Here is a 12299-nt window from a genome sequence, read left to right on the forward strand (position 1 = left end):
GCCCCACCCAACCCCAAGGAGACAGCGCTATGTGTGGAATTGTGGGATACATCGGCACCCGGCCCGCCACCGATATTTTGATGGACGGCCTGCGTAAGCTCGAATATCGTGGTTACGACTCCGCAGGCCTCGCCACCGTGCTCGAAGGCGAGTTGCACTGCGTGCGCGCCAAGGGCAAACTGCAAAACCTGCAAGACAAGCTCGACGGCGAAGAGAACCCCGCCCGTCTGGGCATTGGCCACACCCGCTGGGCCACCCACGGCAAGCCCGAGGAATATAACGCCCACCCCCACCGCGATGGCTCCGGTCGCCTGGCCGTGGTGCAGAACGGCATCGTCGAAAACTACCGCGAGCTGCGCGAAACCCTCAAGGCGCTGGGCCACGAGTTCACCTCCGATACCGACACCGAGGTCGTGCCCCACCTGATTGAGTCGCACCTGAGCCAGCTCAGCCCCGACGACACCCAGGGCCGATCGCTCCTGCTAGAGGCTACCCGCCGCGCCTGTCAGCAGCTGCACGGAGCCTTTGCTCTGGCGATCGTTTCCGCCGACTATCCCGACGAGCTGGTGGTGGTACGCCAGCAGGCCCCCCTGGTGATTGGCTTTGGCCAGGGCGAATTTTTCTGCGCCAGCGATACCCCGGCGATCGTGCCCCACACCCGCGCCGTGCTGCCAATGGAAAACGGCGAGCTGGCCAGCCTGACGCCCCTGGGGGTAGAGGTGTACAACTTTGCGGGCGATCGCCAGCGCAAGCACCCCATCACCCTGAACTGGAACCCCATCATGGTGGAGAAGCAGGGCTTCAAGCACTTCATGCTCAAGGAGATCTACGAGCAGCCCGGCGTGGTGCGCACCGCCCTCGAAACCTACATCAGCAGCGCCTGGACGGCGGACAGCGGCAGCGCTCCCCTTTCTCCCGTTGCCCTGGGCCTGCCCGACGCCCTGCTCGACGGCCTAGAGCACCTGCAAGTGGTGGCCTGCGGCACCAGCTGGCACGCCGCCCTGGTGGGCAAATACCTGATCGAAGAGTTAGCTAACCTGCCCGTCATGGTGCAGTACGCCTCCGAGTTTCGCTACTCGCCTACTCCCCTCATCCCCAACACTCTCACCGTGGGCGTCACCCAGTCGGGCGAAACCGCCGACACCCTGGCCGCTCTGGAGATGGAGCAAAATCGCCGCGCCGCCCACCCCGACCCCCGCTTTGCCCCCCGCATGGTGGGCATCACCAACCGGCCCGAAAGCTCGCTGTCGCGGCTGGTGCCCCACATTATCGACACCCACGCGGGCATTGAGATTGGCGTCGCCGCCACCAAAACCTTCACCGCCCAGGTGATGGCCTTTTACTTCTTGGCGATCGACCTGGCCTACCGCCGCCAGACCCTGACGGGCGATCGCATCGAGGCCATTCTCAACGGGCTGCACCAGCTGCCCGCCTACATCGAGCAGGTGCTCGAAAGCCAGGAGCGCTACATCGAGGAGCTGGCCCACGAGTTCAACGAAACCCAAGATTTTATCTTTTTAGGCCGGAGCATCAACTTTCCCATCGCCCTTGAAGGCGCGCTAAAGCTCAAGGAAATCAGCTACATCCACGCTGAGGGCTACCCGGCGGGCGAAATGAAGCACGGCCCGATCGCGCTGCTCGATGCCAAGGTGCCCGTGGTGGCGATCGCCATGCCCGGCAGCGTCTACGACAAGGTGCTCTCTAATGCCCAGGAGGCTAAGGCCCGCGACGCCCAGCTAATCGGCGTGGTGCCCATGAACGATGCCGATGCCGCCGACACCTTCGACCGCCTGCTGCCTGTGCCCGTGGTGGATGAGCTACTGTCGCCAATTGTGGCGGTGATACCGCTGCAGCTGCTGGCCTACCACATCGCCGCCCGGCGTGGTCTAGACGTTGACCAGCCCCGCAACCTCGCCAAGAGCGTGACAGTAGAATAGTTGAAATAAGCCCTAGGTTGAGAGCCCTCTGCGTGTCCCTGCATGGCCTGTCTTTTCGCAACCAGTACCGCAGCAATCGCCAGAATTTGCTGAAGGATTTTTATGTACCTTGCCTAAAGCGGTCAGTCACCTACGACAGGGCGGTAGGGTTTTTCTCCAGTAGCTCACTGTCTTTAGCAGCTCAGGGGCTTACTGAGTTTGTTCACGGCAATGGTCGAATGCGGCTAGTCGCTTCCCCCCACCTATCGCCAGAGGATATTGACGCTATTCAGTCGGGGCTGCGAGAGAGAGAAGAGGTTATTACCACAGCCCTAACGAGCGAGCTAAGCCAAGATTTTGAGGGCGTTGTGGGTAACCGCATCGCTTGTCTGTCTTGGCTTTTAACCTATGGTCTGCTTGAGATCAAAATTGCTGTGGTCAAGAATCTCCAAAACTATGGCATTTATCACGAAAAGCTGGGGATCTTTACGGATGCTGAGGGTAGCCAGGTCGCTTTTGCTGGCTCAGCTAATGAGAGTGCTAGGGCCTATGAATGTAACTTTGAATGTATTGATGTCTTTCGGTCTTGGCAGCCTGGAGATGACGATCGCATTGCTGAGAAGCTAGAGAACTTTGAGGAGCTGTGGCAAAACCGCACCCCTGAGCTGGAGGTGCTGGAGTTTCCTGAAGCGGCTCGACGAAAACTACTGGAAAAGTGTCCGGATCATCCGCCTGATTTTGCCCAGGAAGTTGAGGGCTCTATTAAAGCGGCTAATCCGACTGAGCAATACCACATTATTCCTGGCGTGCCGATCGCACCCCCTTCGCTAGTGCTGAGAGATTATCAGCAACAGGCGATCGCCAACTGGCTTGCCAATAAAGGGTGCGGCACGCTGAAGATGGCGACGGGCAGTGGCAAGACGATTACGGCGCTTGCGATCGCAGCAGCACTCTACCAAAAGTGCCAAGCTCAGGATAAACCTCTAAAAGTTTTACTGATTGTCTGTCCCTATCGCCATCTAGTGACCCAATGGGCAGAGGAATGCCGCAAATTTAATCTGGCCCCCGTTCTGGCTTTTGATCGAGCGCAGACTTGGCAAAGCGAACTCCAAGCCCAGCTTTTAGCAGTGCTGGGCGAACGGCAGCCCTTCGTTACCATCATCACCACTAACGCGACCTTGCGCCAAGCTTCCTTGCAATCGCAGCTGACGTTTCTGCCCCAGTTGGCGATGATAATTGGTGACGAGGCCCACAATCTGGGCGCAGAGAACCTCGCTAGCGCTCTACCCGAGGCGGTTAAGCTGCGGCTGGCCCTGTCAGCGACCCCAGAGCGTCAATTTGATGAAGTTGGTACAGAGCGCATCTTTGATTATTTTGGGCCAGTGCTAGAGCCCGAGTTTACCCTACGAGATGCGATTCAGGCGGGGGCACTGGTGCAGTACACCTACACCCCAATTTTGATCGAGCTAACCCCCGAGGAGGTTGAGCGGTACGCCGAGCTGACGGTAGCTATTGGGCGGGCCATGGGCATTGGCGGCAGAGATGACAACACGGCCCTAGAACGACTGCTGTTTGAGCGGGCTAGGCTAATTTGCACCGCCGAGAACAAGCTCACCCAGTTGAGAGCACTGATGGCTAATCGACTCAACACCGACCACACTCTGTTTTACTGTGGCGATGGCTCGGTAGAAGACGAAACTACCGATGAAAGCCGACGCCAGCTGGAGGCGGTAACAGAGCTGTTAAAGTACCGTCTGGGCTACGAGGTTGAGCCCTACATTGCTGAGACCACTCTGGGCGAACGGGATGACCTGCGCTATGCCTTTGAAAAAGGGCATCTCAAGGGGCTGGTGGCGATTCGCTGTCTAGACGAAGGGGTGGATATTCCGGCTATTCGCACCGCCGTGATTTTGGCCAGCAGCAGCAACCCGCGCCAGTTCATTCAGCGGCGGGGGCGCATTTTGCGGCGATCGCCAGGCAAAGACCAGGCCGAGCTGTTTGACATGCTGGTGGTGCCTCCCGATCTGGGCGGGGAATATTGGCAGATAGAGCGACGGGTGCTGCGCGGCGAGCTGACCCGATTTGTGGAATTTGCCGATCTGGCGCTGAACGCTGGGGAAGCGCGTAAAATTCTGTATCCCCTGCAAGCACGATATGACTTGTTAGATTTGTGATCCACCCCACTACCCCACCATGCCTTCTCCCACTAACCCCAGCCAGGAAGACATCGAAGAACCAATTACCACGGCTCCCCCGGAGGTGGAGCGCATCATTCGGGAGGTGATTCGGCTGGAGAAAGCTAATTTGTCGAGCGATCGCCCCCGCATTCGAGCCGACGTGCTCAAGATCATTAAGGACACGATCAAATGAAGCTGCTATCGCTGAAGCTGTTTAACTTTCGGCAGTTCTGGGGCGAGGTAACGCTAGAGCTGGCTCATAGAAGCGATCGCAGCGTTACCGTCGTCCACGGCAACAACGGGGCGGGCAAAACCACTTTGCTGAATGGGTTTACCTGGGTGCTCTACGACCAGCGCAGCCCCGCCTTTGCCCCTGGCCCGCTGGTCAACAACCGCGCTTTGGGAGAGGTGCCCGTGGGCAGCCTGGTGGAGTGCTGGGCCGAGGTGCTGTTTGAGCACAACGGCAAGGAATATCAGGCTCGGCGCTCCTGTGTGGCCCAAAAAGACTCCACTGGCCAAATTCTGGAAGAGCCCAGCGTCTTGCAGCTCAAAATCAACGGCAAGCTGGTTCCAGAAAAAGATGATAGGCGTTGCTGAATCAAGAGATGAACCTTGACGGGACTGGCACATCGCCGAACTTGAGGTAGTGAAGTAACAAGCGAACAGAGTGAGCCAGCATTTCTACGGTCTTGGAGTAGCAGAGCGTTTTGCGGTGCAGACGGGCTAGATAGTGCCGTAATCGAGTGTTCTCTCCTTCAACCCGAGTCATATAGGTTTTGCTGACAATCTGATCGCCTGCTGGAATAAAGCTGGGATACACCGTCCATCCATCGGTGACATAGAAGTAACACTGCCAGCTGCCAACCAGGGTCCAAAGCGGTTGAAACGTTTCGGCACTATGGTCGCCTAAGACCCAACCCAAGATTCCTTTTTTGAAGTGGTCAACGGCTGTCCACAGCCAAATCTTGTTTTTTTGAGCCTACAAAGGTTTCCAACTCGTCGAGTTCGCCGACCTCTGGCGTCGTTTCAGGGGCGTAAGCATCGGGGAGGCGTTCGCCCACTTGCTTCACCCAAGTAATGACCGTCGTATGGTGCACCCCTTTGACTCGCTCTATCGCTCGAAACCCAGCGCCGTTAACGTACATCTTGAGGCATTCGCGTCTGACCTCATCCGAGTACCCTCGGTGAGGCTCATAGGCCTCAATAAACTGACGACCGCAGGCTACACAGATGTGGTTTTGTTTACCTTTCCGCTTGCCATTCTTACGGATGTGAGTGGCTCCACATTCTGGACATTGCATCGCAGATCACCCTAACTCATCTCTCAATTATGCAACGCCAAAAGATGATATTGATGACGCCATCGGCAGCGTACTGCCCAGTAGCCTGCACCGTTACTTCTTCTTTGATGGGGAGCGGATTGAGCAGATTGTCAAAACCGAAAACCGGGCCGATATGGCCACCGCCATTAAAACCCTCTTGAGTGTGGAAATGCTGGAGCGGGGCATCAACCACCTCGACTATGCCCGCAAACAGCTCGAAAAAGAGCTGAGGGATATTGGCGACACCGAAACCAAGCGGTTGGTGTCTGAAAAAACCGGACTAGAAGAGGAAAAGGCCCAAAAAGAAACCCGCCGCGAGGCGATCGTGCAGGATCTGCTCAACCAGGAAGATCTGAAGCAGCGCTACAGCGCCCAACTGCGCGACCTGGACAAGGTGAAAGAAATTCAGCAGCGGCGCGACACCTTACAAAGCCAGATGGAAGACCTGGAGCAGCAACTCGCCCGCAGCGAAGATCGCCTGCGACGCACCATTTCGTCGCGGGGCTATATGGTGTTTTTGGGCGACACCATTACTCAATTTAAGGAGCTAGCGGCTGACCTGCGGCGCAAGGGCGAGCTGCCAGCGGGCATCAAGCGCCAGTTTGTGCAGGATCTACTCGACCAAGAAGCCTGTATTTGCGGTGCTCAGCTTACCTCTGGTACCCCCAATCGCCGGGAGGTGGAGACTTGGCTGGGGAAAGGGGGCTTACAGGATGTGGAAGAGGCCGTGATCAAAATGAGCGGCGAGGTAGAAAGCCTGGAGCGGCAGATTCCTGAGTTTTGGGCCGAAATTGACCAGGAGCAAGCCAGCATTGAAAACCTGCGCCAGCGCATTGCCCGCCTGCAAGACCAAATCAGCGGCATCCGCGACCAGCTTAAGGGCAATGAAGATGTGAATGTGCAGGGCATTGAGCGGCGGCTGGAGGAAACCGAGCAGGCTATTACCGCCCGCCACCGGGAAGATGCGGTGCTGAAGGATGAGATTAAGCGGCTAGAGGATGCGATCGCCGAGGTCGATAAGCAGATCAAGGCCCACAAGGCCAAAGATAAAGAACAGGCTCGCGTGAAGCGGCAAATCGAAGCGGCCCAGGATGCAGTGGCTCGGCTGAATAAGGTAAAGCATCGGGTCGATCTCAAGTTTCGAGCGGTGCTGGAGCTGAAGGTGCGGGAGATTTTTCGCAAGATTTCGTTTACGCCCTACTTGCCGAAGCTGACGGAGAACTATGAGCTGCGGCTGATCGACCCCAACCTGGATGGCGAGGCAACGGTGGCGGTTTCGACGGGGCAAAATCAAATTCTCAGTCTGGCTTTTATTGGCAGTGTGATTGAGCGGGTGCGCTACTGGAGCAAGAAGCACTCGACGATTGGGCTAGATGGGGGCGGCTTTCCGATTGTGATGGATTCGCCTTTTGGCAGTTTGGACTCGGGGAACCGTAGCAACATTGCCGAGGCGATTACGACCCTGGCGGATCAGCTGGTGGTGCTGGTGAGCAAGACCCAGTGGCTGAATGAGGTGGAGCGGGAGATGGAGCCTGCGGTGGGGGCAGAGTATGTGCTGGTCTACTACACGGCGAAGGAGGATGCGGAGTTGGAGGAGATGGAGCGCTACGGGCGCAGCTACCCGCTGGTGAAGCGCAGCCCGAATGAGTTTACTTGGACGGAGGTGGTGAAGGTGGAGAGGTAATGGGGTGGATGGGGTAAGTACAATGGGGAAAAACCGCTGATGACAATGGGGAACGCTATGGTTGGCACAGCCTCGGTACCACAACCCATCGTTAGCAATGAATGGGTAGCCGCCTCGTGGACAGAGTATGTGGCGCTGTTAGAGTCTGGGGTGCCACAGGATGCCCGCTGCTATTTTGATACTGATTGGATGAGGGTAGAAATGTCGCCCCTGGGTGCACTACACGGACGGGAAAACTCGATTGTTTCTACGCTAGTGGTGCTGTATGCCACGCTGAAGGGCTTGCGTATGGTGGAGCTGACCAACACCACGTTTCGCAAAACTGGCTTGCAAGATGCCCAGCCCGATATTGCCTTTTATGTAGGTCAGGGGTTTGACCTGCCACCGCGCGACAATCAACCGATTGATGTGTTGACGCACGGTGCGCCTCAGCTGGTGATAGAAATTGCCTCGACCACGCTAAATGACGATCTGGGCAAGAAGCGGCTGCTGTATGAGCGGCTAGGCAGCACCGAATATTGGGTGGTGGATGTGCAGGCAGCCCAGGTGATTGCCTTTGAGATTGCCGATCGCCGCAGTGGGCAAGTCGATGAGTCTCGGGTGTTGCCAGGATTGGCGATGTCGACGCTGGAAATGGCACTGGAGCGATCGCAGCATGAGGATGATGCAACCATCACTCGTTGGCTGCTGGAGCTGTTTAGCCATAACACCGAGGAAGGCTAGATGGTCTTGACGTTAATGACGGCTAATTTGTAAAGGGCGGCGTGGTGTTGGTGCTGCTCCGTTGCTTGCTTAGACTCTATTATTTACTTCTAAAAAAATGGCAGATATACGAATTAAGGTGGCGAAGGATAAGGCGAAGCTGGTGAAGGCGCTGAGGGCTGGAGAGGGATCGACCGGGCCGTTTCAGACTTATGCAGATGTTGTAACTTTTGCAGCAGCTTTTGGATTTAGCAAAAAAAATCGTGTGCCATTTGAGCAAGCATCAAGGCGTGATCCAGATCCAATACCAGGTGATCAATTTAAGAATCGTGGCCTTATGGATCTGATTGCTATTGCAGAAACCCAAAACCCAAATATTCTCAGTAGTGACGAAGAGCAAATCCAGGCAAAGGCAAAAATCTTTAAAGAATACGCCAATGGCGGATTTGAGATCCTTGAGAATCAATTTAGCGGAGTCGCTGATATTTCAAAACAGATTTTATTGTTTGTGCAATCAATTAATAAGGATTTTGGCTCTGAAGACTTAGACCTATTGTCCTTTCTATAAATCGCTTTTCAACGGGTGCCTGTTCCAAATTTAGAAGCACTTACCTACTACGCCAAGAAGTTTCAGCGATTGCGGGTTGATCGCGCCCATGGTACGGCTCCCCACAAGCCAATTTTGCTGCTGGCGGTGATAGAGCGCTTTGAGCGGGGCGAAATGTCAGAGAACCGTATTGACCTGTCGCCAGAACTCAACCACACCTTTCTGAAATACTGGAGCTATCTGGGTTCAGCCGATCACCACCCCGATATTTCTCGCCCATACTTTCACATGAAGAGTGGAAAGTTTTGGCATTTGGTGATGAATCGAGGGTTTGAGCCGATTTTGGCCGCAAAGATTAAGCTCAAGACGCTTTACGAGGTGAAGCAAGCGGTTAGCCATGCCTACGTTGACGAAGACCTGTTTGATTTTTTGCAGGATGCCCCCTGCCGAGAGAGTCTGCAAGCTGTATTGGTGGGCCGCTGGTTTCCGGGGCGGCTGGCTGAAATTCAAGAAATTGCGAGAACTGATGATTTTCAAGACCCGCCGGGGTACTTTATGGATGCCTACGCTATGTATATAGACAGGCTGAAGGAAGCCTGATGCAGGGTCGAGCATTTTGACCAAAGGTTTGACCTACTACGCTAAGAAGTTTGCCAACCTTCGGGTTGACAAGGCCCGTGGCACTGCGCCCCACAAGCCAATCTTGCTGCTGACTGTGCTGGATCTGTGTGAGAAGGGGCTGATTAGCCGCAATGAGGTTTACCTGTCGCCGGAGTTGACGGCAAATTTTCTCAAGTTTTGGCATCAGTTTGTCTCTAGCGACCACCACTCGAATATTGCTCTACCGTTTTTTCACCTGACGGGGGATAAGTTTTGGCACCTGATGCCGAACCCTGGCTTTGAGGCGGCTATCCAGGCGAAGGTGAAGATTCGCACGCTGCCTGCGCTGCGCTCGGCGGTGAAGTATGCCTACCTGGATGGGGAACTGTTTGCGCTGCTGCAAAACCCCCAGAGCCGCACGGAGCTGACAACTATCCTGATTCAGGCCTGGTTCCCTGAAAAGGGTAATGAGATTGCGGAGTCGTTTAAGTACGACGAGTTTGAATCGGTGCAGCAAAGTCTGTTTGACTCGGGTGGAGCCACCTACAAGGTTGAAGATCTGCGGGATGAAGACCGAATTTTTGTGCGGAATGCGGCGTTTCGGCGGAATGTGGTGAAGCTGTATGACCAGCGCTGCGCCTTTTGTAAAACGCGAGTGGTAAGTTGGGATGGGCTAAATATTGTAGACGGGGCACACATCCAACCATTCTCTGAGTTTCGGGATGATCGCTTTGTGAACGGCCTAGCCCTCTGCAAAAACCACCACTGGGCCTTTGACCACGGCTGGTTTGGTGTAGATGACGACTACCGAATTGTGATTCCGCAGGAACGTTTTATGGAGGAGGCTCCGGTACAGAGTCGGGGAATAATGGGGTTCAAGGAGGAGCAAATTGAGTTGCCAAAGGACAGAAGATTTATGCCGAGTATGGAGGGGTTGAAATGGCATAGAGAGAAATGGGGATTGATCTAATCCGAGAAATTCGCAGAAGGAAAATCATGATTATTCTAGTAGATTAAGCGAAAATTTATAGCTTTTGTGGGCTAAGAGATATTGCTTCCAAAATAGCTATATTGCTCAAAACTTTTGATTTAGCAGTAACCAATATAAACGAAGAATGAATCTTTTTAATGGCAAGAAGCCTAACACTCCAAAACAAGATCGAGCTCACAACCCACAGAATGGGAATGACGCTGAAAAGTTAGCTTCCTCAATGTTAGTTCTGGCATGTCAAGCTGAGATAAGGTGGGGTTTCCGCGAAGAGGACGGGGATAAAATTGACTTATTCCTCTCGTGTGAGCACCCTTGGTATTTAGGAGAACGTCTCATAATTCTTGTCCAGATTAAGTCGGGAAAAAGTTATGGGGAACAAAAAAAAGATGGTTTTCTTCTTAAGAAAAATGCCAAAATAGCTGCTCAAAGAACGAGTCATCCAATTTGTATCGTCTGGGTAAATAGAGAAAGTACAGCTTGCTTCTGGGCTTACGTTCACCCAAATTCTAATGATTTATCACAGGAATATGGCTTGCATCACTCCATAACGCCAGCAATGCTTTTCGACCTAGCTAGATGTTCAGGTAAATATACATTGAAGTCTAGAGGGGGAGGAGGAATTATTGTACGCAAGCGAACTACACATCTAACACAGCGGCGGAAGAATGTGAAATCTAGCTACAGGCAGATAGCTCAGGAAGGCATTTTATCTCCTGTCTTGGGAAATATAGAACTAACAAGACTAGGTTGGAGACATATGCTTAGAAAGTCAAGAGCTTCTAAGCATAAGGAAGCAAGCCTAAATACTATCCCGTATTTAAAAAGATTCTTAGAACAATTGCCCTCATCCCATGCAATCCTATCAGTTAATTATCTTCGAGAAGATGGATTTGTATACCGCTCGGTAGAGCATCTATTAAAGTACGAAAAAGCAAAGATAAATGTCGGAAGTAATAATAATAATTCGGTTCCAAGAACTTTTCTATTTAAAATTTTAGAAACAGTCAGATATCCAGAAGCCTGGACATCCGAAGCACATCTAAGCCAAAAAGTGGAGCGTAGAGTGGTGCTTAAAAACGCTTATTATAAAGAACAGCATTAATTTGAGGAAATTTTGAGGGAGATGACGCCAGTAATTGCGTCCTTGGTCTGCCTAATTATTAGTTAGGCACTAATCAAAGTTAGCCAGGTAGCTTACTGGGCCGGAAGGCACTCGACATCCCCCGCTGATAATATAGCATCATTGGCATTGCTTGAGTAAGCATGACTCCATAGATCAATACATCGAAAGCTTTCCCCTTCTTGTAGATTAAACCTCATTTCCTACGTAGAGATTTACAAAAGCTTTCGCTGCTTCAGGCTTGAGAGTTTTTAACGCTCTAACAATTTCAATAACTGTTTCAGCCGTTGGATCGCGTTTTTCGTTGACCCAGCGGTAGACGTTATTGCGCTCTACATCCATAGCCACCGCCAGCGCAAACTGGCTGATGCTGTAATCCTCTAGAACCTGCTTGAGCGCTTTGCCTGCTTTTCCCATCCGTTCATGGTTTCAGAGTTTCTGCCATCCAGACACATCCTAGTGGTTGACAGTCAACCTTTGGGCAGGGTAAATTGCCTTTCAACGTCCTAGTGGTTGACAAGACTATGCAAGACCAATCCCCCACCGCCCGCTACAGTGCCCGCATCCTCAACCCCGATGCCACCGGCCCAGTCCACCTCGAACTCACCCTCAAACTCCACAGCTACCCCCACCCCGACCGCGAACCTGTCAAAATCCTCGTTATCGGCAGCAAACAGTCTGTCAGTTCCATCGTCGTTGCCCTCCACCAGCTCGGCTTTGCCGAAATCTTGGAGTGGACAGACTTTCTCAGTGCCCCCAACGCCGACAGGCCGTTGCAGTTCCAGCCCCATGAGGTTATGAAGGCGTTGGTGAAGTACCTGCCCAGAGAATAGCGGCAGTGATTGACCACGAAATCACCGGCCAAAAACTCCACGATTCCCGCCCCAGCGCCGACACCACCACCCTCGGCCCCGACGAGTGGGCCATACTCGCCACCCTCTGCGACGACGACCCCATGTATCTCGAACTCGTCGCCAAACTCCTCGACACCGAGCGCAAATACCAAACTATGAGCCGCCGCACCGGCATCTACAAGGCCCTACAAGCCTGCTTTGAAACCAGCGCCCTCGCCAAAGCCCCCGCCATCCAGCGAGCCGAAACCATCCGCGACCTCAAAATCGCTGAAGAAACCGGCGACGTCGAAACCTTTCAAACCGCCTGGGCTACCCTCAAATTTGGCCAGGTACCGCCTTCAACCGAAGGGAAATAGGGGCGGTAAAGGTGGTAGGGTTCCCCAGGT

The 12299-nt window shown here is 53.7% G+C and carries 14 protein-coding genes; 12 read left to right on the plus strand and 2 right to left on the minus strand.

Annotated elements, in window-relative coordinates; all coding sequences use genetic code 11:
• Positions 1–29 precede the first annotated feature (29 nt).
• From glmS to IQ265_RS15370, 4 genes are all read left to right on the plus strand, one after another.
• Positions 30–1937 carry a glutamine--fructose-6-phosphate transaminase (isomerizing) gene (gene glmS / locus IQ265_RS15355; protein WP_194055097.1) on the plus strand — a complete coding sequence of 636 codons (1908 nt, stop codon included), beginning with the start codon at positions 30–32 and terminating at the stop codon, positions 1935–1937.
• A 740-nt stretch (positions 1938–2677) separates the two neighbouring features.
• Positions 2678–4090 (plus strand): DEAD/DEAH box helicase family protein, encoded by a 1413-nt coding sequence (locus IQ265_RS15360; RefSeq protein ID WP_347404973.1) that lies wholly within the window; start codon positions 2678–2680, stop codon positions 4088–4090.
• A gap of 19 nt (positions 4091–4109) precedes the next feature.
• Positions 4110–4286: a hypothetical protein gene (locus IQ265_RS15365; RefSeq protein ID WP_194055098.1), complete on the plus strand. Its 177-nt coding sequence runs from the start codon at positions 4110–4112 to the stop codon at positions 4284–4286.
• On the plus strand, positions 4283–4690 hold the full coding sequence (locus IQ265_RS15370; RefSeq protein WP_194055099.1) for an ATP-binding protein: 408 nt from the start codon (positions 4283–4285) through the stop codon (positions 4688–4690). Before IQ265_RS15365 ends, IQ265_RS15370 begins: the two co-directional genes overlap by 4 nt.
• 1 nt (position 4691) lies before the next feature.
• Here IQ265_RS15370 and IQ265_RS15375 read toward each other — a convergent pair.
• A protein-coding gene (locus IQ265_RS15375) for an IS1 family transposase (protein WP_194052070.1) occupies positions 4692–5394 on the minus strand; the annotation gives its coding sequence in 2 pieces (ribosomal slippage) (positions 4692–5060 and positions 5062–5394; 702 coding nt in all).
• Between IQ265_RS15375 and IQ265_RS15380 the strand changes: the two genes are divergently transcribed.
• The 6 genes from IQ265_RS15380 (at position 5369) to IQ265_RS15405 (ending at position 11041) form a co-directional block, all read left to right on the plus strand.
• Complete coding sequence (locus IQ265_RS15380; protein WP_194055100.1) at positions 5369–7099, plus strand: ATP-binding protein; 1731 nt, start codon at positions 5369–5371, stop codon at positions 7097–7099. The genes IQ265_RS15375 and IQ265_RS15380 overlap by 26 nt on opposite strands.
• Positions 7100–7144: 45 nt before the next feature.
• Complete coding sequence (locus tag IQ265_RS15385; protein WP_228037938.1) at positions 7145–7822, plus strand: Uma2 family endonuclease; 678 nt, start codon at positions 7145–7147, stop codon at positions 7820–7822.
• Positions 7823–7919: 97 nt separating this feature from the next.
• The gene (locus IQ265_RS15390) at positions 7920–8369 is read left to right on the plus strand and encodes a DNA phosphorothioation-associated protein 4 (protein WP_194055101.1); all 450 of its coding nucleotides are present in this window, start codon (positions 7920–7922) and stop codon (positions 8367–8369) included.
• A gap of 15 nt (positions 8370–8384) precedes the next feature.
• Positions 8385–8948 (plus strand): hypothetical protein, encoded by a 564-nt coding sequence (locus IQ265_RS15395; protein ID WP_194055102.1) that lies wholly within the window; start codon positions 8385–8387, stop codon positions 8946–8948.
• A 16-nt stretch (positions 8949–8964) separates the two neighbouring features.
• Positions 8965–9918 carry an HNH endonuclease gene (locus IQ265_RS15400; protein WP_194055103.1) on the plus strand — a complete coding sequence of 318 codons (954 nt, stop codon included), beginning with the start codon at positions 8965–8967 and terminating at the stop codon, positions 9916–9918.
• A gap of 145 nt (positions 9919–10063) precedes the next feature.
• On the plus strand, positions 10064–11041 hold the full coding sequence (locus tag IQ265_RS15405; RefSeq protein WP_194055104.1) for a hypothetical protein: 978 nt from the start codon (positions 10064–10066) through the stop codon (positions 11039–11041).
• 207 nt (positions 11042–11248) lie between these two features.
• Here the strand turns inward: IQ265_RS15405 and IQ265_RS15410 are convergent, their stop codons facing one another.
• Complete coding sequence (locus IQ265_RS15410) at positions 11249–11476, minus strand: helix-turn-helix transcriptional regulator (RefSeq protein ID WP_194055106.1); 228 nt, start codon at positions 11474–11476, stop codon at positions 11249–11251.
• Between the two features lie 107 nt (positions 11477–11583).
• Here IQ265_RS15410 and IQ265_RS15415 point away from each other — a divergent pair, with 107 nt between their 5' ends.
• Positions 11584–11892 (plus strand): hypothetical protein, encoded by a 309-nt coding sequence (locus IQ265_RS15415; RefSeq protein WP_194055108.1) that lies wholly within the window; start codon positions 11584–11586, stop codon positions 11890–11892.
• A 5-nt stretch (positions 11893–11897) separates the two neighbouring features.
• Positions 11898–12269 carry a hypothetical protein gene (locus IQ265_RS15420; RefSeq protein ID WP_194055110.1) on the plus strand — a complete coding sequence of 124 codons (372 nt, stop codon included), beginning with the start codon at positions 11898–11900 and terminating at the stop codon, positions 12267–12269.
• Positions 12270–12299: the final 30 nt, after the last annotated feature.

The organism is Nodosilinea sp. LEGE 06152 (assembly GCF_015207525.1).
Lineage (GTDB): Bacteria > Cyanobacteriota > Cyanobacteriia > Phormidesmidales > Phormidesmidaceae > Nodosilinea.

Coding starts and splice junctions, on each gene's coding strand:
- IQ265_RS15415 (WP_194055108.1), top strand. CDS start 11,584: ATGCAAGACCAATCCCCCACCGCCCGCTACAGTGCCCGCATCCTCAAC.
- IQ265_RS15370 (WP_194055099.1), top strand. CDS start 4,283: ATGAAGCTGCTATCGCTGAAGCTGTTTAACTTTCGGCAGTTCTGGGGC.
- IQ265_RS15405 (WP_194055104.1), top strand. CDS start 10,064: ATGAATCTTTTTAATGGCAAGAAGCCTAACACTCCAAAACAAGATCGA.
- glmS (WP_194055097.1), top strand. CDS start 30: ATGTGTGGAATTGTGGGATACATCGGCACCCGGCCCGCCACCGATATT.
- IQ265_RS15365 (WP_194055098.1), top strand. CDS start 4,110: ATGCCTTCTCCCACTAACCCCAGCCAGGAAGACATCGAAGAACCAATT.
- IQ265_RS15410 (WP_194055106.1), bottom strand. CDS start 11,476: ATGGGAAAAGCAGGCAAAGCGCTCAAGCAGGTTCTAGAGGATTACAGC.
- IQ265_RS15385 (WP_228037938.1), top strand. CDS start 7,145: ATGGGGAACGCTATGGTTGGCACAGCCTCGGTACCACAACCCATCGTT.
- IQ265_RS15390 (WP_194055101.1), top strand. CDS start 7,920: ATGGCAGATATACGAATTAAGGTGGCGAAGGATAAGGCGAAGCTGGTG.